This window comes from Pseudomonas sp. B111, assembly GCF_026428275.1.
Classification (GTDB): Bacteria; Pseudomonadota; Gammaproteobacteria; order Pseudomonadales; family Pseudomonadaceae; genus Pseudomonas; species Pseudomonas aeruginosa.
In genome coordinates, this window is the sequence record NZ_CP097857.1 from 2,411,707 (window position 1) to 2,432,413 (window position 20,707).

Below are 20,707 nucleotides of genomic sequence, written 5' to 3' on the forward strand. Positions count from 1 at the left end.
TTCTAGGGAGGCAATGCCCGCGTACCAACCCGCTCAGCGAAAGGAGCGGGCGATCATCGGCCAGGTCGAAGCGAGGTCGGCCGCCCGTTAGGGAAAAGGGAGACGGGAGGGGAAAGGCCCGGCGCAGGCGCACCGGGCCGAGGGCGTCAGCGCGCTTCGCCGCCGCCCTGGACCGCGGCGGCCTTCTTGCGCACCGGGAAGGGGAAGTAGAGGGCGCGCAGCAGCGCGACGCGCTTGATCACTTCGCCGATCAGCAGCGAGACGATCACCGAGATCACCAGGGCGACGCTGGCAGCGGCCGGTTCCGACAGGCCCAGGTGGACCAGCAGGTTGAAGGTCTTGTGCTGGATCTCGCCGTGGAAGATCAACAGGATCAGGGTCGACTGGCCGATGTAGGTCATCGCCTTGCCCAGCCAGTCGATCTTCATCATCAGCCCGGACAGCGCCCAGCACAGGTAGACGCCGCTCACTGCCTGGACGGTGGCCCAGAACCAGTGGTCGTAGCGGCGCTGCGCCATGTCCACCACCGTCGGGTAGTAGAGGAAGCTGGCGGTGGTCACGGCAAGGGCGATGCACAGGGTCAGCAACGAACTCTGGTGGCGACGCAGGACGTCGCGCAGGACATAGCCGAACATGAAGTGGGCGCTGCTGATCAGGGTGATGTCCAGGCTGAACGGCAGGCCCGGCAGCAGGTACTGTTCGCCGCCGAACTCCACCGGGATCTGCCAGAACGTCTTGAGGAACAGGATGCCCAGGCCCAGTTGCACGGCCAGCAGCACGCAACTGGCGGCGAGGGACAGGCCGAGACGCTGGATGACGCGCAGCATGAACCAGGCGAACAGGGTCGCTACCCAGAAGTGCGGCAGGTACCAGAGCGCCTGCCAGGGCAGGGTGTCGACCGAGGCGTACAGCACTCCGCCGATGTCCGGCAGCAGCGGCTGGCCGCGCAGCAGGTCGCGGAGGATGACGTAGCCGAGCATGGTCACGAAGAACGGCTTGAGGAGGGCGTCGGCCTTGCGCAGGGCCATCTCGCCGAAGGGTTGCTCGGTCCTGAAGAACACCCCGGAAATGAAGAAGAACAGTGGCAGGATGAACGGAGAGAGCAACGGATAGAGCACGGTCGGCGAACTGGCGACGAACCAGCTGTGCCCGAAGACGATGATCAGGATGCCCACGCCGCGGGTCACATCCATCTGAATCCAGCGTTTTTTCACTTTGCAACTCCCGCTTGACGCGCTAACTCACAGTGGTTGTTCGAGGCCCCCAGGGCCAGGCTCCCTACCCGGAGCCATGGGTCAATCGGTGCGCCAGGGCCGCAGCCAGAGCGCCATGCCGAGCAGCGCCAGGCAGCCGGCGACGGTGCCCAGGCCCAGTTGCAGCCAGATACCGTCGATGCGGAACAGCAGGCCGGCGGCGAGCGCCATGGCCAGGGCGCTCAGCAGCCACAGCCGGGCCCAGGGCAGGGCGCCGAGCAGGGCCTGGCGACGCATCAGCAGCAGCGCGGTGCAGAGCACCCCGCCAAGGGCCGCGAGGGGAATCCCCGGCAGTCCGAAAATCAACGGCAGGACCGCCAGCAGCGCGGCGTTCAGCGCGCTGCCGAGCAGCTCGCAGCGCAGTGGCAGGCGAGTATCGCCGGCGGCGTAGGCGTAACGCGCCAGCAAGGCGTTCCAGGCGCCGAACACCAGTGGCACGGCGAACCAGGCCAGCAGCGCCGGCAACGGCGAGCCGGCGGTCTGCTGCGGCAGCAACAGGGCCACCAGGCCGGGTGCGGCAGCGACCAGCCCGACCCCGGCCGGCAGGGTCAGCAGGCTGGCGGTCTCCAGGCCGCGGCGAAGCAGGGCCAGGCGCTCGCCACCCTGGCGTCGGCTCATCATGCCGAGCAACACCTGGTTGAGGCTCATCAGGGCGATCAGCGGCAGGTTCATCAGCTTGCGCGCCAGGTTGACCCAGGTCACCGCGCCTTCGCCGAGCAGCGACGCCACCAGCCGCTCGACCAGCGCCAGGCCCTGGCTGGCGGCGTTGCTCAGCAACAGCGGACCGATGCGCCCGCCAAGCTCGCCCAGTTCGACGCCGGACAGGCGCCAGTGCCAAGGCCGCCAGCCCTCGATCCACAGCGAGGGCAGCAGCACCAGCGGCATCAGCAGGCTGCCGAGCAGGCAGGCCAGGGCCAGTTGTTCGGGCTGGCTGGCCTGGCCGTGCAAGGCCAGGTAGAGCACCGGCGGCAGGTTGAACAGCAGCGAGCCGAGCCCAGCCAGGACGAAACGCTCGGCGGCCTGCAGGGGGATGCTGAACAGCGCATGGAGCATCAGCCCCGGCACGCACCAGGCGAGGATCCGCAAGTTGGCCGCGGCCTGGGCGCTGGCCGTCTCGGCCAGGCCCGGGCCGAGCAAGCGCACCAGCCAGGGCGACGCCGCCAGCAGCAGGAGGCTGAGCGCTACGGCGATACCGAGCAGCGCCGGGAGGATCGCAGCCAGCCAGTCGAGGCGACGTTCGCCCTGGCGTTCGAGGAACAGTGGCAGGGCCGCCGCGCTGAGCACGCCGCCGGCCAGCGACATGCGCAGGGCCTCGGGCAGGAACAGGGCGATGAGGAAGGCGTCGCTGCGCTCGCCGGCGCCCCAGGAGGCCACTAGCAGCCATTCGCGGGCGAAGCCCAGGCACAGGCCGAGCAGGGTGGCCAGGGTCAGCCAGAAGGCGGAGCCGAGCATCTCAGGCCTCGGCCCCGCGCTCGAGCTGTCGCTTGAGCTTGCGATAACCCACCGCCCGCGGTTGCGGCTGGCGTTCCGGGAACAGCCGGCGGGCTTCCAGCAGGTTGATCCCGACCAGCAGCCAGAACAGGCCGATCATCACCACGGCGAAGCTGAAGTAGTGGTCGAACAGGCCGCTGACCAGCGCCGCCAGGATGCCGCCTGTGCTGCCCAGCCAGATCGCGTTGTCGCGGGTCAGGCGGATCGGGCCTTTCTCCGGACGGGCTTCGCGCCACCAGCGCCAGGTCACCGCGATGAACAGCAGCATGCCGCCGAGGCCGACCTTGTACATGAAGTTCAGCCACAGGTTGGAGATGCCCAGGAGGTCGGTGCCCGGCACCGGCGGGTCGACCTTGAAGCCGATTCCCAGCGGATAGCGGGCGACGGCCTTGGGGAACATCCGGTATTCGTCGAAGCGCACCTCGGTACTGGCGTTCTGCGGCGAGAAGATGGTCGCCAGGCGTTCCTGCAACGGCGGGTAGCTGAGCACCAGGACCACCACCAGGCCGACCCCGAGCAACAGCAGGCGGCCGGTGTAGGGCACCTTGCGCAGGGACATCCAGAACAGCACCACCGCCAGGCTGAGCATCGCCCCGCGGGAACTGGCGAGGAGGATCGCGGCGGCGCCGAGGACCGCCACGGCGAGGCCCAGGCCGCGCCGCCAGCCCTGGTTGGCGACCCCGTAGCAGAACGCCAGGGGCAGCAGCAGGGCCATGATCCCGCCGGTGGCGTTGGGGTGCATCCATGGCGAGCCCATTCGCGAGGAAAGCGCCTCCAGGCCGAACTTGAGGGTGTCCAGGTTGGCGTAGTTGAACATCGCCAGGATCGGCGCCATCCCCGACGCCGAGCGGTAGCGGATGAACACCGCGATGGACATCAGCAGCATCGCCAGGGTGCCCAGCAGCAGGGCGATGACCAGTGTCTCGCGGTTCTTGCGCTCCACCAGCAGGCGTCCGGCGAGGAACACGATGGACAGGTTGAGCAGCCAGCGCAGCCAGTTCGACAGGCCGCTGGCCTCGGCCTTGATGCTGACCTGGCCGACCACGAACGGCAGCACGGTGAACAGCATCAGCCACAGCAGCATGCGCTCGGTGGAGCGGTAGCGCAGCGTCGGCGCCGGCGGCAGGCGCGAGAGGAAGATGTGCCAGAGCACCGCGCCCCAGGTCAGGGCGAGGATCGCTTCGCTGACCGTCGAACGGATCCCCACGTTGACCGTGGAGTAGGGCATGAAGGTCGCCACCAGGGCGAACAGCAGCAGCCCCCAGAACGGGAAGCGCAGGATGGTGACCGCGGCCGCCAGGCCGACCATGGCGGCGCCGGCCTTGGCCGGGCTGAGCATCAGCAGCGCTCCGCCGAAGGCCAGGCCGAAGACGACAGCGACGAGGTTTCCCAACGACATTCTCAACTCAGTTCCTCGATCAGTGCGGCCAGCCGTTGCCGGTAGGCTTCGCGGTTGAAGCGCGCGGCCCAGGCGATGAGTTCTTCCGCCGAGGCTTCGCGCGGCGCATCGGCCAGGCGCAGCATCAGGCGTTCCAGGGCGGCGCCGTCGCTGGGCGAGAAGCGCGGCGCCGACGGCGGGGTGACTTCGTCCAGCGAGGTGCCGCTGGCCACCGCCACCGGCGTGCCGACGCTCAGCGCCTCGACCACCGGCAGGCCGAAGCCTTCCGCGTAGGACGGTTGCCAGAGCCGCTCGGCCTGGCGGTACAGCGCGTGCAGTTCGGCGTCGTCGAGCCCGCCGAGCGCGTGCAGGCCGGGCAAGCCGCGTTGTTCCTCGGGCAGGTGGTCGAGGCTGCCGACCAGCACCAGCGGCGGCACGCCGGGCGCCTGGGCGCGCGCCCGGGCCCAGGCGCTGACGAACCAGGGCACGTTCTTGCGCAGTTCGCGGGTACCCACCAGCAGCCAGTAGCGTGGCGGCAGGCCGCGTGCCGAGAGGTCGGCGGGTTCGCCGGCGAAGCCGTCGACCTGGTTGGGCAGCACCCGGACTTTCCCGGCGACCCCGGGAAACAGCCGCACAGCCTCGTCGGCGCTGTACTGCGAAGGGGTCCAGACACGGTCGGCGACACGCAGCGCATAGGCGATCGACAGGTAGTCGCTGACTCGATAGACCAGCGCCTTCAGGCGGTTGGCGTGGTAGTTCTTCAGGGTGATCTGGAACAGGTCGTGGATCAGCAGCGCATAGCGCACGCCCGGCGGACGCGGCGGTAGCGGCAGGCCCATGTTGAAGGTGCTGATGTACAGGTCGATGTCCTGCTCGCGCAAGGCGCGTGGGAGGAACCCGGCTTCGAAGCGCAGGCGCTGGTGCGGCTGGTGCATCGCGGTGCGCGGACAGCCCCACGGCGGGCAGACCGCCCGCTGGCGCAGCGGGTCGTCGAGAGGGGCCACGGTGAAGCGGGTCACCTGCGTGCCGGGCAGGCTTTCCAGGGCCTGCTCCATGGCATAGACCTGGCGGCTGATGCCCGAGTGCGGCGAGCTGCCGACGGTGCGGTAGTCGAGTCCTATGCGCATGCCGGCGCTCCTTCGGCGAGGCCGGCGTAGACCTGTTCCAGTTGGCTGGCGGCGACGCTCCAGTCGTGCGCGCGGCGCGCGTAGGCGCGGCCGTTCTCGCCCAGCACGCGGGCCCGCGCCGGGTCCTGCAACAGGCGCACTACGGCGTTGGCGAGCTGCTCGGCGGTTTCGCCGCCCAGGTAGTCCTCGCCGTCCCGCAGTTCCAGGCCGGAAACGCCCTGCGCGGTACTCGCCAGCGGCAGTCCGGCGGCCAGGGCCTCGAGCACCTTCAGCTTCGAACCGCCGCCATGGCGCAGCGCGGCGAGGAACACCGAACTGCTCGATTGCAGTTGCAGCAGGTCGGGAACGAAGCCTTGCCATTCGATGCGCGGATCGCTCCAGCGTTGCGCCCAGTCCGCCGGCAGCGCATAGCCGCAGACGCTCATGCGCGCCTCGGGGCAGTGTGCCCAGACCCGCGGCAGGATCTCGTCGAGCATCCATTCCACGGCATCGACGTTCGGTGCGTATTCGTAGTTGCCGAGGAACAGCACGCGCTGCGCTTCGGGCGTCGGCCGGGCGGCGGCGAAGTGCTCGCAGTCGACCCCGTTGACCACCACTGGCACCGGGCGCCCGAGCATCGCGCCGAGCTGCCGCGCATCTTTCTCGGTCACGGCGACGACCGCTGCCGCCTGGCTCATCACCCGGCGTTCCCAGCGGCGGTAACGCCACTGGTCGTAGCGCACGAAGGGCAGCGCCCAGCCCGGCAGGCGGTCGTAGGTGGCGGCACCGAGGGACGACTCGACGTTGTGCTCGGTGAGCACGAACGGCTGGCCGGCGTCGCGCAGCGGTCGCTCGTAGGGCTGGAAGCTATAGCTGTGCTCGACCTGGACCACGTCCCAGGGCTCGCGCAGCAACTCCGTGGCGGTGCGTTGCAGCTCCGCCGACAGGCCGTTGACGCTGGCCAGCAGCGGGTAGGGCGCGAACAGCGCGGCGAGCAGCGTGGAGAGGCTGCGCAGCGGTCGGCGCGGCAGCACGACCAGGCGTTCGAGGAAGGGCTCCAGGGCCTGGCGATCCTCGGCGCTCACCGGCTGCTTGCTGTGCAGCAGCACGGTGATCCGGTGGCCGCGTGCCGCGAGGCTGCGCAGCAGGTGGTACTGGCGGGTCTTGCCGCCGCTGGTGGTGGGCCAGGGCGAGTAGGGCAGGATCCAGAGAATACGCATGGGTGGCTTCACTCCCAGACCAGCATCTGCAGGCTGGACTTCACCGGGACTTCCAGGCCGTCGCTGCCGCTCAAGGGCGTGACCTTGCCGCTGAGCGGATCGTGCAGGGTGGCCTCCTTGAGCTTCGGCAGGCGCACGTTGCCGCCGCGGGCCGACCAGAACAGCCAGACGTTGCGACCGTCCTCGCGGGTCCAGCCGATGCTGAAGGAACCGTCGGGCAGGTCCTCGGTGACCGGCGGGTCGGCCGGGCGCAGCTTCGGCCCGGTGACCTTGAGAAAGCGTTGCAGGGCCAGGTAGACCGGCTTGGGGTTGGCGTCCAGGTCGAGCAGGCCGTAGTCGCGGTCGCGCACGCTGGCGCGCTGGTCGAGATCGCTGAGGGTGAAGAGGAAGATCCGGTCGTAGTCCAGCGCACTCATCAGCGCCAGGCGACGCAGCACGTAGTCGGCCTGGCCTTCGACGCCAATGATGTCCTGCAACTCCTTCGGCCCCTTGTAGGCCGACCAGCCCCACTCGGTGCTCCAGATCGCCGGCACGCCGGCGTTGCGCAGGGCGCGGTTGATCTGGTTGGCGTGGGAGACGAAGTCCAGGTTCCACGGGTAGTTGCCTTCCGGCAACTGGGTATAGGGGTGGTAGGTGGCGATGGTGCCGAGGCTCTCCACGCCCAGGTGGCCGAGGGCATCGAACATGGTACGGCCGTCGGGCATCTCGCTGAAGAAGGCCATGCCGGCGGAAACCACCGGCTTCTCCGGGTCGACCATGCGCAGGGCGATGGTGCTGGCCTGGAGCAGCTTGGCGTAGCCTTCCGGGTCGGCCTTGGGCCGCCAGAAGCCGATCAGGTTGGGCTCGTTCCATACCTGCCAGGCGGCCACGCTCGGGTAGCGCTGCGAGAGCATCGCCATGCGCCGGGCGAAGACTTCCGGGTCGCGCGGCGGATACTGGTCCTGGAAGGGCGAGTAGAACGGCGCGGTGGTGATGAAGCGGGCCGAACCGACCAGGTAGAACACCGACTTCAGCTGGCGCGCCTCGAGATCCTTGACCAACTGGTCGAGGGAGGCCAACTGGTACTGGTCCTCGGCGGTTTCCAGGCGGTCCCAGTGCAGGTCCAGGCGCACCCACTCCAGCCCCAGGTCCTGCAGGCGGTCGATCTGCTTGTTGTAGCGCTCCGGGCTGAACCAGAGGAACTGCGCGTTGACCCCGAGGAAGTCTTTCCAGACCACCGCGCGAGGCGCCTTCAGTACCTGGATCTCGGCGTCCGCGGGACGCCCCCAGAACACCAGCAGCAGTACCACGGCGAGCAGCAGCGCGCTGCCGCCCAGATAGAGTCCCTTACGTGCCATGAACGGTTCCCACCATGTCGTTGAACAGTGCCTGGAAGCGCAGCGCGGTGCGCGGCCAGGTCCGCGCATGGCCGATCGCTCCGGCGCGCTCGGCCCAGGCCTGTGCCAGGCGGGGTTCGCGAGCGAGGTTCAACAACTGTTCGGAGAGGGCTGCCACGTCTCCCTGAGGGTAGATGGCGCCGTTGCCGCTGGCGACTTCCTCGGCGAAGGCGCGAGCGTCCGAGGTGATCGCGCCGCGCCCGCAGGCTGCCGCCCAGGACAGGGCGCCGCTGGTGCCGCGCTGCTGGCCGAGCAGACCGAGTTTCTTCGACTCGCGGTACGGCAGGACCATCACGTGGTGGGCCTGGATGGTACGTGGGATGTCCGCGGCGGCCAGGTTCAGGTTCCAGTCGATGGCATCGGCCAGGCCAAGCTCGGCGATCTGTGCCTTCAACTGGTCGAGGTAGTTGCCGCCGGCGCCGAAGGCCATTTCCGCGGCGGTGCCGCCGGCCAGGGTCAGGCGCACGCGCTGGCGCATCTCCGGCGCGCTGGCGAACAGGTCGGCGAGGGCCTCGAGCAGGTCCTCGATGCCTTTGCCGCGATAGATGAATCCGAAGTACAGCAGGCGCAGGGTGTCCAGCGACGGCAGCGGCACCGTGGCGATCTCCAGGTTGCCGTGGTTGATCACCTCGACCCGCCCGGGCGGCAGGCGCATCCGCCGGGCCAGGCACTCGCCGCCCAGGCCGGTGAGGGTCACCAGGCGCGTCAGGCCCTGGGCCACGGCACGCTCTTCGCGCAGGGTCAGCGGGTCGGCGAGCACCACGGCGGCCTGGGGCAGGGGAGAGGGCAGGCGTTCCAGCAGGTTCAGCGGCCAGGGCAGGCGCTCGCGGCGCCAGACCATGCGCTCCGGATCGTGCACGGTGGCGCTCAGCGGCAGGCGCGGGAAGCGCTTGCGCAGCTCGCGCAGGGCGATGAACTCACCCAGGCGGCCGCCGCCGAGTTCGGCATGGACCAGGTCGAAGGCGTTCCAGTCGACGCTGTCCAGCCGGCTGGCGATATTCGCGCTGTCGGCCGCCACGCCGGCGAGCGGCGTGGCTACTTCGATGCCGAGACCCTGCAGGGCGTTGCGGAAATGACTGGCGTAGTCGGCGATGCCATTCTTTTCCGGCGGCAGGGGCGCGAGGAGGGCGATCCGCATCAGAACGCGCTCCGGTAGCGGGCGATGGTCTGCAGGACCTTGCTCGGCACCTCGAAGCGGCGCCGGTTGATGATGATCCCGTCGACCTTGCCGAACGCCGTGGTGAGGATGGTCAGCGCATGCTCGACCACCGGCACGGTGCTCTTCTGCGCCTCCACCACCAGGGCGATCAGGTCGGCGCGGCGCAGGGCGATGAAGGCCTCGCGACTGTCCAGCAGGGCCGGCGCGTCGAGCAATACCACTTCGCCCGGCTGGGCCGGCTCGCCGCCGACCCGCACGCGCACGCCGTTTTCCTCCAGCAGGCGGCGCAGTTGCTCGATGATGAAGGTCACGCCTTCACCGTGGCGCGCCGAGGTCAGGCCCAGGGTCAGGCCCTTTTCCTCGATGCGCGCGTAGGGCAGCAGCCCGTACAGCCGGTAGATGCTGGCGGTGAAGGCGTTGCTGCTCTCCGCAGTGCTGTTGCTCAGCTCCGGCAGGGTGGTCCACAGCGGCAGGCCGAATTTCTCCTCGACCAGGCCGCCGTCGTGGATGCGCTGGTCGAGCAGGTAGCAGAGATAGACCACCAGCAGTCCGACGGCGAGGCCGAAGGGCACGGCGAGGAACAGCATCAGCAGGGTTTTCGGGAAGATCCGCCCGGGGTTGTAGGTGGCCTCCTCGATCACCGAGATGTTGCTGATCTGGCTCTTGTCCAGTTCACGGTCGATCCGCGATTTCTCCAGGCTGTCGACGTACAGCGCGTAGTTGCGCTCGGTGGCGTTCAGCTCGCGCTGCAGGCGCGCCAGGGTCGGCTCGATGTCCAGCGCTTCGCGCCGTTGCGCCTCGAGTTCGGCGAGCTGCTTTTCCTGCTCCGCGAGCTGGGTGCGCAGGGCCGCGTTGTTGCTGGTCTCGTCCAGCAGGACCCGTTCCAGGTGAGTGGTCAGGGTGTTCGGCGCGCGGTCCTCGGAACTCTGCACGGTGGCGCCTTCGTCCTGGACTTCCTTCTCCAGGGCACGGATCGAGGCGTCCAGGGCCTTCACCGGCGGGGCGTCGTCGGTGTAGGTGCGCATCATGTCGGCGCGTTCCAGGCGCTTCTGGTTGAGCAGCCGGCGCAGGTCCTGCTGCGCCGGGTTCAGCGCGATCTGCCGCACCGTGACGATCTCCCTGGGCAGCCCCTTGAGTTGCTGGCGGGTGGATTCCAGGGCGCTGTCGGAGGAGGCGATCAGGCGGATCGAGTTGAAACGCTCGCCGCGCAGCACGTTGATCCGCTCGGACAGGTCCTGCAGGCGGTCCTCGATGCTGGATGCGCCGATCTCGTTGAGGTGCTTGAGGATCTGCGCCTTGTAGCTCTTGATCTGCGCCGCGCTGTCGGCAGTCTGCGCCTCGTAGAAGGCGTACAGGCTCTTGCGGCCGAGCGCCTGGGTGCGCTCTTCCATGTAGATCTCGATCCAGGCCTTGACCACTTCCTGGGCGACTTCCGGCTCGCTCCAGGTGAAGCTGATCTCCATCACCGTCGAGCCGGCCGCATGGGTGACCTCGAATTTCTTCTCGAGGTCCTTGGCCAGGCGCTCGACCGCGGTGGTTTCCTCGATCACGCCGAAGGTTTCCAGGGTCACGCGAATCCCGTCGAACACCGCGCCGATGGCCTTCTTCACATAGAACTTGGTGCGCTTCCACAGGCCCTCCGGCGGCGGCCGGTTGGCCAGCACCTCGAGGTAGCGCTCGGCCACCTGGCGGACGATCGGCCGGCCGGTGAGCAGGCGTTCTTCGTCGACGATAGGGTCGCGCTGGGTGCTCGGCATCACCAGTGCCTGGCGGTTGCTGATCTCGATCGGCAGGGTCGAGTCACGACCCGGCTTGACCAGCAGGCGTGCGTTGGACTCGTACTTGGCCGGCAGCAGGAAGGCGCCGAGGACGATGATCACCACCGCGCTGAGGGCCGCCAGCTTGAACTCGCGCTGGTAGATGAACAGCAGGCGCAACAGATCACGCAAGGAACGAATTTCTATCATGGCGATGTCGCTCCTCAGCGATCGTTGTTGACGGTGTAGCTGACGCCGACGCCGATGGACTTGGCGAAGGGCAGCAACTGGTTCAGGTAGACGTCGACGCCCTCGATACGGTCGCCGACCATCGACTTGGGCACGAAGACGATGTCGCCACGCTGCATGGCCAGGGGCTTGCGGCCTTCCGGCCCGATCTTCATCAACTGGCTGAAGTCGAGGAAGTAGGCGTGATAGCGGCCTTCCGAGTCCTCGCGCATGAGCGCCACGCGGCGGGCGTCGCCCACCGGCAGGATGCCGCCGGCGCCGAGGATCGCCTGCTCCATGTTGTTGGCGGCGGGGATCGGCACGGCCGACGGGTTGCGCACCGCGCCGCCGACGAACACCGTGTTGCCCGGCGCCTGGTTGATGTTCACCGTGACCCGTGGCTCGCGGTAGATCGGCGCGAGCTTGGTGGTCAGCTCGTTGGCGATTTCCTGCGGCGTACGGTGCGCGGCCTGGATGCGACCGATGAACGGATAGTAGATGCTGCCGTCGTTGAGCACGGTGTACAGCGTCAGTTCGTAAATGGTGGCGACGTTGAACGCCGAGAGGGTCGGCATCTCACCGGCATCGCGGACGATCCGCAGGGTGTCCCCGACGCGCACCCGCTCCATCGCCGGCGGTAGCCTGGCGAGTTCTTCCAGGGCACGCTTGCCGCTGTCCACGGTGTCGCTGTCCGGTGCGGGAATCCGTGCGGGGGTGTTGCATGCGGCCAGGGCGAGCATGGCGAGCATGAGGAGGGTGCGTTTCATGAGGGAGCACTTCCTGTAGGTCATGATGTTCACTTCCAGTAGCCTGGAAACATGCTGATGCGGCGCTTGAGGGCGACCGGCAGGTGGCGTTCCAACTGGCCAAGGCGGTAGCCGAGCAGCTTGAACGCGCTACGCAGCGCTATTTCAGGTACGCGATACAGGGCACCGGCGGCACGCAAGGCCTGTATCTCGGCGAGGACATAGCGCTTGCCCTCGCCACCCGCGCCGCCGAAGGCGGCACGTATCCAACGCTCGCGGCCGTAGAACACGCCGATGTCGAAATAGCGGCGGAACTCTTCCAGCAAGCGGTAATCGTGGGAATGGTAGACCTCGGCGCTGGCCGCGTAGCGCACCGCGTAGCCGGCCTGCAGCAGGCGCGCGGCGACGTAGGCGTCCTCGCTGCCGATGACGTCTTCGGGGAAGCCGCCGACGGCCGCCAGGGCGTCGCTGCGGTAGGCGGAGAACGAGTCGGAACTGAAGCAGGTCTTGATCCCCAGTTCCGAGGCGTCGGCCAGGCGCTTGCTGCGGCTTTCCGGCGGGTAGTTGAAGCGCCGCGCCTGGGCGCCGAGCAGGCCGGCGCCGGGGTGCGGCAACTGGCGGCCGTAGGCCACGCCGATGTCGGCCTCGGCATAGAGTTCGTCGAGCAGGTTGGCGAAACTGTCGGGCGAGGCGGGAATGGCGTCCTGGGTCAGGTAGATCAGCGCGTCGGCCTCGACCTGCTGGCTGGCCCAGCGCCGCGTCCCGCCGTGGTTGAAGCTGGCCGGCTCGATGACCTCGACCCGCGCGCCGAAGGCGCGGAAGCGCTCCACCGTGTCGTCGCTGGAGCGGCTGTCCACCACCAGGATGCTGTCCGGCTGCCGCCGTTGCGCGGCCAGGGCCGGCAGCAGCCGGTCCAGGTGCGCGCCGGCGTTGCGCGTGGGAATGACCAGGGCGCAGCGCATCAGGCTTTCTTCTCGTCGCTGGCGGGGGCGCGACCGTAGATGTCGTTGAAGCGGACGATGTCGTCCTCGCCGAGGTACTCGCCGCTCTGTACCTCGATCATCACCAGGTCGATGATCCCCGGGTTGCTCAGGCGGTGGCTATGCCCGGCGGGGATGAAGGTGGATTCGTTGGTGTTGAGGAGAAACTCGCGCTCGCCGTTCTCCACCAGCGCCATGCCGCTGACCACGATCCAGTGCTCGCTGCGATGGTGGTGCATCTGCAACGACAGCGAAGCCTTGGGGCGCACCACGATGCGCTTGATCTTGAAGCGGCGGCCTTCCTCGAGCACGGTGTAGGTGCCCCAGGGCCGGCTGACCGTGCGGTGCAGGCGGAAGGCGTCGTGGCCGCGACGCTTGAGTTCCTGGGCGACGAACTTGACGTCCTGGCTGCGCGCCGCGTCGGCCACCAGCAGGGCGTCGGGGGTGTCGACGATGATCAGGTCGTGCACGCCGACGGCGCCGACCAGGCGCTTCGGCGAATCGATGTAGCAGTTGCTGACGTCGTGCAGCACGCTTTCGCCGCGTACCTGGTTGCCGTTCTCGTCCGCCGCGCTGAGTTCGCGCAGCGCCTGCCAGGAGCCGATGTCGCTCCAGCCGATGGAGCAGGGCACCACGGCGACCTTGTCCGAGCGCTCCATCAGCGCGTAGTCGACGGAGATGTCCGGCGCCTCGGCGAAGGCCCCGGCGGCCAGCTCGCGCTGGCGGCACTGGCCGTTCTCCAGGCTGCTGCCGTCGGCCAGGGCGGCGCGGGCGGCGATCAGCACCTCCGGCGCGTGGCGCTCCAGTTCCTGCAACACGGTGGCGGCCTGGAAGCAGAACATGCCGGCATTCCACAGGTACTTGCCGCTGTCCAGGTAGGACTGGGCGGTGGCCTGGTCGGGTTTCTCGACGAAGCGCGCGACTCGGAAACCGTTGCCCAGCGGGGCGCCCTGTTCGATATAGCCGAAGCCGGTCTCGGCGCGTTCCGGAGTGATGCCGAAGGTCACCAGGTAGCCCTGCGCCGCGAGTTCGCGAGCCTCGGCCACCGCCGCGGCGAAGGCCTGCTCGTCGCGGATCAGGTGGTCGGCGGGAAGGATCAGCAACTGCGCCTGGTCGCCGAAGTGCTCCTGCACATGCAGCGCGGCGGCGGCGATGGCCGGCGCGGTATTGCGTCCCACCGGCTCCAGCAGCAGGTCCTGGGCCAGGCCGCTGCGGTTGACCGCGCGGTAGTCGTCCAGGGTGCGGAACAGCAGGTCGCGGTTGGTCACCGTAAGCAGGCGGGCGACGTCCGGCAGCCCGGCGATACGCAGGAAGGTCTTCTGCAACAGGCTCTGGTCATCGGCCAGGCGCATGAAGGGTTTCGGCATGCTCTCCCGGGAAACCGGCCACAGGCGGGTCCCGGAACCGCCGGAAACGATGCAGGGGATCAGCGGGGCGACGGCGTTCATCAGTAGACTTCCTTGGTCAGGAGTACGGCTGGCACCGTACGGAACAGGATGTAGAGGTCGAACCACACCGACCACTTGGCGATGTATTCGAGGTCGTATTCCACGCGTTTCTTGATCTTGTGCAGGGTGTCGGTCTCACCGCGGTAGCCGTTGATCTGCGCCCAGCCGGTGATGCCGGGCTTGACCCGGTGGCGCGAGCTGTATTCGCTGACCGCTTCCTCGAAGGGAATGCCGGCGGCCTTGGTCGCCGTGGCGTGGGGGCGCGGGCCGACCATCGACATGCTGCCGGCGAGCACGTTGAACAGCTGCGGCAGCTCGTCGATGCTGGTCTTGCGGATGAAGCGGCCGACCCGGGTGATGCGGTCGTCGTCGCGGGTGGTCTGGCGTTCGGCGTTGGCGTCGGTCCTTTCCGTGTACATCGAGCGGAACTTGAAGACCCAGATCAGCCGGTTGTTGTAGCCGTAGCGTTTCTGCCGGAACAGCACCGGCCCCTTGGAGTCGAGCCTGATCGCCAGGGCCACCAGGGCCATCAGCGGGGCGAAGAGGACCAGCGCGATGCTCGCCAGGACCAGGTCCTCGCAGCGCTTGATCAGCGGCGACCAGCCGCGCAGCGGCAGCTCGGACGCGTTGAACATGGGGATCCCGGAAACGTCGACGATGCGGTTGTGGGCATGCCGGAAGGCAGCCATGTCCGGCACCAGCAGGACGTTCACCGGCAATTGCCGCAGGCGGTGGACGATGGCGCCGATGCGCCCCTCGGCGAACCAGGGCAGGGCGACCAGCACCTGGTCGACCTGTTCCTGGCGGATCAGCTTCTCCAGGTCCTTGGTGTTGCCCAGCAGCGGCAGCGAGTTGTAGTTCTCCGGGACCCGCTCGGAGCGGTCGTCGATGAAGCCGATGATGCCGGAGCGGATGTCGTGGTTGCGTACCAGGTATTCGGCCAGGTGCATGCCGCTCTCGGTGAAGCCGAGGATCACCGTGCGTTGCAGGTACATGCCGCGTTTCATCCAGGCCCGGTACAGGCGCAGCACCAGCAGGCGCTGCACGCCGAACAGCAGCAGGCTGCCGGTGAACCAGAAGATCACCAGCTTGCTGCTGAGGTAGGGAAACAGGCCCAGGCCCTGGTACATGAACAACAGCAGGCAGAACGCCGAGGCCCAGGCGAAGAACATGATGCGGAAGCGCAGGCGGTTGCTGAAGATATCGTCGGAGTAGACGTCCAGTGCCTGGAACATGATCACCGTGAGCGCGCCGAAGAACAGCAGCAGCCCGAGCATGTTGCTGCGCAGCTCCACGGGAACCAGGCCGGGGTAGTACAGCAGGAACAGCGCCGGGGCGATGGCGGTGAGCGCGTGTACCAGCTTGGTCGCGACCAGGAAGTACTCGATGAATCCAGCCCGTGTCAGCGACAGGCTATCTACCGACTTCGAATGCATGTTGTTTGCTCTGCCGATCACGGGCAGTCCATTGAGTGGATAGGGAAGAGCAAGGCGGTGAAGCGTCAATTTAGTGACTATTTTTCATTTGCCACGCGGTTTAGTCATTTTCCCGTCGAATAGGTTCATTCGTCGATAGTGGCTTTGTGATAGCTATCTTAGCATTCCCAGGGAAATATCCGTAGTCTGGGTAAGTTTTTTTAGTCAATTTATTGACGTATTTCTGGCGCCAAACTTTTATCCAAACAGTAGACGAGGAAATCTGACGCTGCCAATCCGCGAGCGCTCTGGCCTGGGAAGCGAAACGGGGTGAAAGGTGAGGGCAGGCCGCTCGGCCAAGTGGCCAGCCGCCGGTTCGACGACCCGCCTGTTCACTGGCGCTGCGGGCTGCCTGGGCAGGATGCGCCTGCGGTTCCATGACGCAGGTTGGCCGTTCGAGCGTGCCGGTCCGACCTGGGGGGCTTGGCGGACGTTGTCCGTTGCCCTCGTCGAAGGCGGAATAGGTTCGGGCCCGCGGCGTGCGCGGACGGCTCTACCAGAACCAGCCGCCGCGCGACAGCTCCTGCTGGCAACTGCGGTACTGGGCGCCGAACAGCGAGGCGCGGGACTGGACCTTCTGCGAGACGTTCTTCAGCCATGGCTTGGCGTCGTAGCTGCGGTTGCGGTAGCCGCCCCAGCCCTCGTGGTAGTTCAGGTACTGGCCGTAGGCGTCCCACTTGGAGACGCCGTTGACCCGTTGGCTCTTCTGGATGTACCAGCCCATGAAGTCCAGGGCGTCGGCGAAGTCGTCGCGGCTGACGCCCCAGCCGCCGGCCTCGCGCTTGTAGTCGGCCCAGGTCTCGTCCTTGGCCTGGGCGTAGCCGTAGGCGGAGCTGACCCGGCCCCAGGGGATGAAACCGAGGAAGTAGTAGCGCGGCGGCAGGGCGTCGTGCTTGAAGGACGATTCCTGGTACATCATCGCCATCGGCACCTGGACCGGCGCGCCCCAGCGCTGCTGCATCTTCAGCGCCGCCTCGTGCCATTTCGGTTTTTCGCGGAAGATCTCGCAGAGGTTATCGGGATTGGCGGGGGGCTTGGTGGCGCAGCCGGCAAGAGCCAGGAGCAGGGCCGGCATCGAGAGCCGCAGCATGAAAGGGGTCCTTTGGCAGACGTCTGGGTCGCTTAACGCTGGCGCTTTATACCCGCTTTCCGGCACTCCATGCATCCCCAGGCCGATTCCCTGCCTGCGGGGGGCGTCGGCGCTTCCTCAGGTCGGCCTGGGCGTCTCGGCCTGGCTGGGGGCTCCCTCCAGGCGCGGCCCCCAGTCCTCGACCTGGCCTTTTTCCAGGCGCCGCTCCAGGGTGCGCCGCCAGGATGGCGTCAGCGGCAGCGCCAGGCACTGGCGCAGCAACTCGGCGTCGGCCCGCCTGTCGAACAGCACCTCGGACAGGCGCAACAACGACCAGTCCGGATGGCGCCGTTCGACCAGTTGCAGGATATCGCCAGCCGCCACCACGCCTTCCTCCAGCACCCGGTAGTACCAGCCGGTGCGCCCGGACTCCTGCACCCTCAGGGACATCCCGGCGACCTCGAAGCGGTCGTTGAGTTTCCAGCAGGGCATGCGCCCCTGGGACACCTCCAGCAGCGCGGTGCCGGCCCGCACGCGGTCGCCGAGGCAGACGTCGGCTTCGCTCCAGCCGCTGGTGCTGAAGTTCTCGCCGAAGGCGCCCGCCTGCATCAGTAGGGGGTGTTCGCCCAGTTCGGCGATCCAGGCGGCGTAGTGTTCGCGTGGGTAATGGTGGATCGCTTTCTCGACGCCGCCATGGACGCGCAGGTCGCCCTGTTCGTCGCCCTCCAGGCCGACGGGGGTGACCCTGAGCGCACCGTCGCGCGGAGACTTGGCGATGCCGCTGCGCGAGCCGGGGCGGGTGAAGGGCCGGGCGCGGCCGGTGAGAAGGGCATCCAGGGGTAGGGCAGGCAGGGGCATTGGAGGGTTCTCTAAGATGCGAGATGGTATCGACTAAATACAATATAGAGTCCGCCAAGCCTTCGCCCGCTGTCAAGCCGCCAGACCCTCCGGATGTGTCGATAGCCTCGGTGGGCGGGGGTTCGTCCCCAGGACCTAGCTGAGCTGGCCGTGGGATTCTGAAGCTCGTCAAGAGTTTTGCCGTAATGGTCACGCTGGCTTGCACGCTACGGTGCTTACGACATTACTTTGCGTACGGAACCTAGCGCAGAAGTAACACAAGCAAGTGTTCACTCGATATCTCCAAGCATGAAATGGATTTTCGAATCTATAAATTGTAGCGAATACTTCTAGTCGACTCATCTACGATAGTTACAATCTGGGTGACATGTCATTAGTATTCTCCATGGGGTGTTTAATGAAGTAAAAACGCAGATAAGACATGGTGCCGCTAAGGACCTGCCGAAGAGGGTGTCCGAAAATATCCGGCATTTGTCCGAAGATACTCTAGAAAAAAGATGCTTCATGCTGGTTTTATCAGCTTCCGGGCTAGTAGTACGCATGAGGCGGCGGATGGAAACAATGAAAAAGACCGAATCTATCCTGTTGCTGATCCTCCGGGATATGCGGTGATGTTGGGTTTTTTATTGCGGGCGTCTATTGATGAGTCTGCCGCTTCATCCAAGGGCGATATCGATCATACTGCAGTGTTTCGTGTTGCTAAATTGAAAACATAGTCCAAGAGAGGCGGATACCTTCGCGACTCAGATAATAGTAGTGCATGGCATGCGTGCGGAGTAGTGTTAAGCGAGTTAAAAGTAAATATCAGTAGATGGTGAAGTGCTCTTGATCTTCACCGTTAAGAGAAAAGTCCTTAAGGACTTAACCTTGCTCCGCTACCGGATAGTCACTGGCTGTTAGCAGGGTCTAGACGAGCTAGCACAAACTGAGAGATCGACAAGAATGATAAATAAGAGAAATGCTATTTTCCTCTCAATGATTCTCATCTTTTTTATCATCGCCTGCATTGGTAGTGCAGGTGTGAGAGTGTGGAATTTTTACACTTTGTTTGACTCGGGGAAAATTGCTGAAAATTTTCGAGCAATGCCGAGACTGTTTAACTCGGTCCCAATAAAGAAGAGCGGAGCGGCTCATTTTTTTGAAAAAAACCTCAGGGATATGCCTGGCTCATTTAGCTTTCAAGGTCACGAGGTTGGCTTTAAAGACTGGTTGGCGAGCAGCAATACCACCGGCCTTATAGTTCTCAGTGACGATCGCATTGCCTTTGAGGAATACTACCTGGGCAATAGTGCGAAAAGCCTTGCTATTGGCTGGTCGCTAAGCAAATCATTAATGTCCCTCTTGATTGGAATGGCAGTTGATGAAGGATCAATACACAGTCTGCTAGATCCTGTGAACCTGTACGCCCCACAGCTTTCTGCTGGCGGATATGCGGGTGTTTCTTTGAGAGATGTGCTTGAGATGTCATCAGGAATAGCTTTCAGTGAGGACTACGGGAATTCGGACTCCGATATCAACCAGCTAGGTAGGACTATAGCGCTTGGCGGATCAGTAAATGAAAAAGTGAGTTCATTGAGAAGAGAAGATGCCCCGGGGAGAGTGCACCACTACGTTAGCGTAGATACCCAGGTGCTTGGTATGGTTTTATTGGGCGCGACTGGTATGGGCCCCTCACAGTTTATGAATCAAAGACTTTGGCCCCAACTGGGTGCCGAATGTGAAGGTGCATGGTTAACAGACGATCGGGGCACAGAGCTAGCATTCGGTGGGGTGAATCTTTGCCTAAGAGACTTTGCACGCATTGGTCTATTATTTCTTCATGGCGGTCGCAGCCTGACTGGAAGTCAAATTGTAAGTGCTGAGTGGGTCAAGGCATCAACCAAACCTCGGAGTGCTCACTTGCGTCCTGGACGTTACATAGAGGATGGTGAGCCAAATCTTGGGTATGGTTACCAGTGGTGGATTCCAGAAGGCAAAGAAGGGGAGTTCTTGGCTATCGGAGTGTACGGGCAGTTTATTTATGTAAACCCACTTAGGCGTGTGGTGATTGCAAAGACCTCCGCGTATATCGACTACAACGTTGACGGCATCCGTATGGAGCATGAGGCACTTGCAGCGTTCAGGGCTATATCAAGAACAGTAGGGGTGAGGTGAATATAGACATGGTGACCGAACACATATTTGATTTTGAATGGCGCCCTCTGCAGAACTATCTTCGTGATCGAGATATCGCAATACCACCCTTTGCGGCAGATCAAGAGTCAAGAAGTGACGCACTTTACAACTGGATAGTTAGCAAGGGGTATTCAGGAAAAGAAGGACTGAATCTTGGTACTTATTACCATATATCTGATTATGGCGTGATAGGATTGGCGTTGCTATGCGCTGAGAACGTAGGTGATATTTTGAAAGTCATAAAGGCCTATGTCAAGTTGTTCAATCGTGATATAGCTAATGTTGACGTCAAGCCTAGGGAGAATTACGAAGTAGAAATCCATATTTCAGTTAACTTTAAGCCGGAGTGGAATGACGCATCCCGTCAGTTTCATGTAAATGTTATAGCCTCTGCAACCTACAAGCTCATTATGGACCTGTTAGGTAATGACTTTCCCATCTCTGCATTGACAGTACCTGTGCACGGCGCAGATAAAACAATCTATGAAGGTTTCTTTTCTTTGCCTGTGAAGCATGAAGGAAGTGACATAATATTTAGCTTTCCAGCTCATCAGTTGAATAGAACACTGGCGACTGCCAATCCGGCGGTATTTCAGTCAGCCCTGAATATGGCAGGTGAGAGTTTCAATGCTCTGTTGGAAGTAGAGATGGGAGGGCTCCGTCAGCGAATCGAGTTATTCCTTGAGTCCATACCAGATCAATACCCTAGCTTGGTGACTACCGCAAAGTATTTATGCATGAATGAGCGGACGGTAAGACGTCGCCTGGCGGACGAGGGATGCACTTATCGCCAGATTGTAGATAAGGCCCGCAAAGAACGAGCAATTGCACTGCTACTGAACTCATCTATACCAGTTGATCGTATTAGCGATATTCTGGGGTACTCGGAAACAGCGAGTTTTAGACATGCATTCAGACGTTGGACCGGGCAGTCTACTACAGAATTCAGAAACAGTTTCCACTGATCTATCTAGTTTGAGATTGGGCA

The 20,707-nt window shown here is 64.6% G+C and carries 17 protein-coding genes; 3 read left to right on the forward strand and 14 right to left on the reverse strand.

Features of this window, described 5'->3' with window-relative positions; genetic code table 11:
• Positions 1-146 precede the first annotated feature (146 nt).
• The 14 genes from M6E97_RS11205 to M6E97_RS11270 form a co-directional block, all read right to left on the reverse strand.
• Complete coding sequence (locus M6E97_RS11205) at positions 147-1,214, reverse strand: acyltransferase family protein (RefSeq protein WP_003089238.1); 1,068 nt, start codon at positions 1,212-1,214, stop codon at positions 147-149.
• An 81-nt stretch (positions 1,215-1,295) separates the two neighbouring features.
• Positions 1,296-2,705: a lipid II flippase MurJ gene (locus tag M6E97_RS11210; protein WP_019485425.1), complete on the reverse strand. Its 1,410-nt coding sequence runs from the start codon at positions 2,703-2,705 to the stop codon at positions 1,296-1,298.
• Between the two features lies 1 nt (position 2,706).
• Positions 2,707-4,143: a biofilm formation protein PslJ gene (locus M6E97_RS11215; RefSeq protein WP_003111164.1), complete on the reverse strand. Its 1,437-nt coding sequence runs from the start codon at positions 4,141-4,143 to the stop codon at positions 2,707-2,709.
• Positions 4,144-4,145: 2 nt separating this feature from the next.
• Complete coding sequence (locus M6E97_RS11220) at positions 4,146-5,249, reverse strand: glycosyltransferase family 4 protein (protein WP_003089232.1); 1,104 nt, start codon at positions 5,247-5,249, stop codon at positions 4,146-4,148.
• On the reverse strand, positions 5,240-6,448 hold the full coding sequence (locus M6E97_RS11225) for a glycosyltransferase family 4 protein (RefSeq protein WP_003111163.1): 1,209 nt from the start codon (positions 6,446-6,448) through the stop codon (positions 5,240-5,242). Before M6E97_RS11225 ends, M6E97_RS11220 begins: the two co-directional genes overlap by 10 nt.
• 8 nt (positions 6,449-6,456) lie before the next feature.
• Positions 6,457-7,785 carry a cellulase family glycosylhydrolase gene (locus M6E97_RS11230; protein ID WP_003089230.1) on the reverse strand — a complete coding sequence of 443 codons (1,329 nt, stop codon included), beginning with the start codon at positions 7,783-7,785 and terminating at the stop codon, positions 6,457-6,459.
• Entirely contained in the window at positions 7,775-8,962 is a 1,188-nt protein-coding gene (locus tag M6E97_RS11235) for a glycosyltransferase family 4 protein (RefSeq protein WP_003089229.1), read from the reverse strand. Before M6E97_RS11235 ends, M6E97_RS11230 begins: the two co-directional genes overlap by 11 nt.
• On the reverse strand, positions 8,962-10,950 hold the full coding sequence (locus M6E97_RS11240; protein ID WP_003089228.1) for a GumC family protein: 1,989 nt from the start codon (positions 10,948-10,950) through the stop codon (positions 8,962-8,964). The genes M6E97_RS11235 and M6E97_RS11240 overlap by 1 nt, the downstream gene beginning before the upstream one ends.
• A gap of 14 nt (positions 10,951-10,964) precedes the next feature.
• Positions 10,965-11,735, reverse strand: coding sequence for a polysaccharide biosynthesis/export family protein (locus M6E97_RS11245; RefSeq protein WP_003089227.1), 771 nt, complete (start codon positions 11,733-11,735; stop codon positions 10,965-10,967).
• A 29-nt stretch (positions 11,736-11,764) separates the two neighbouring features.
• Positions 11,765-12,676: a glycosyltransferase family 2 protein gene (locus M6E97_RS11250; RefSeq protein ID WP_003089226.1), complete on the reverse strand. Its 912-nt coding sequence runs from the start codon at positions 12,674-12,676 to the stop codon at positions 11,765-11,767.
• Positions 12,676-14,142 (reverse strand): mannose-1-phosphate guanylyltransferase/mannose-6-phosphate isomerase, encoded by a 1,467-nt coding sequence (locus tag M6E97_RS11255; RefSeq protein WP_003089225.1) that lies wholly within the window; start codon positions 14,140-14,142, stop codon positions 12,676-12,678. The genes M6E97_RS11250 and M6E97_RS11255 overlap by 1 nt, the downstream gene beginning before the upstream one ends.
• The gene (locus M6E97_RS11260) at positions 14,142-15,578 is read right to left on the reverse strand and encodes an undecaprenyl-phosphate glucose phosphotransferase (RefSeq protein ID WP_003111160.1); all 1,437 of its coding nucleotides are present in this window, start codon (positions 15,576-15,578) and stop codon (positions 14,142-14,144) included. Before M6E97_RS11260 ends, M6E97_RS11255 begins: the two co-directional genes overlap by 1 nt.
• Before the next feature lie 532 nt (positions 15,579-16,110).
• On the reverse strand, positions 16,111-16,707 hold the full coding sequence (locus M6E97_RS11265; protein WP_003158944.1) for a hypothetical protein: 597 nt from the start codon (positions 16,705-16,707) through the stop codon (positions 16,111-16,113).
• Between the two features lie 117 nt (positions 16,708-16,824).
• Positions 16,825-17,544 carry an MOSC domain-containing protein gene (locus M6E97_RS11270; protein ID WP_004343550.1) on the reverse strand — a complete coding sequence of 240 codons (720 nt, stop codon included), beginning with the start codon at positions 17,542-17,544 and terminating at the stop codon, positions 16,825-16,827.
• Positions 17,545-18,041: 497 nt separating this feature from the next.
• On the opposite strand from M6E97_RS11270, the gene M6E97_RS11275 reads away from it, so the two are divergent.
• The 3 genes from M6E97_RS11275 (at position 18,042) to vqsM (ending at position 20,684) form a co-directional block, all read left to right on the forward strand.
• Positions 18,042-18,260 carry a hypothetical protein gene (locus M6E97_RS11275; RefSeq protein WP_123794462.1) on the forward strand — a complete coding sequence of 73 codons (219 nt, stop codon included), beginning with the start codon at positions 18,042-18,044 and terminating at the stop codon, positions 18,258-18,260.
• A 226-nt stretch (positions 18,261-18,486) separates the two neighbouring features.
• Positions 18,487-19,698 (forward strand): serine hydrolase domain-containing protein, encoded by a 1,212-nt coding sequence (locus M6E97_RS11280; protein ID WP_003131848.1) that lies wholly within the window; start codon positions 18,487-18,489, stop codon positions 19,696-19,698.
• 8 nt (positions 19,699-19,706) lie between these two features.
• A complete protein-coding gene (gene vqsM / locus M6E97_RS11285; protein ID WP_003131850.1) occupies positions 19,707-20,684 on the forward strand; it encodes an HTH-type transcriptional regulator VqsM in 978 nt (325 codons plus the stop codon).
• The last annotated feature ends 23 nt before the right edge of the window (positions 20,685-20,707 follow it).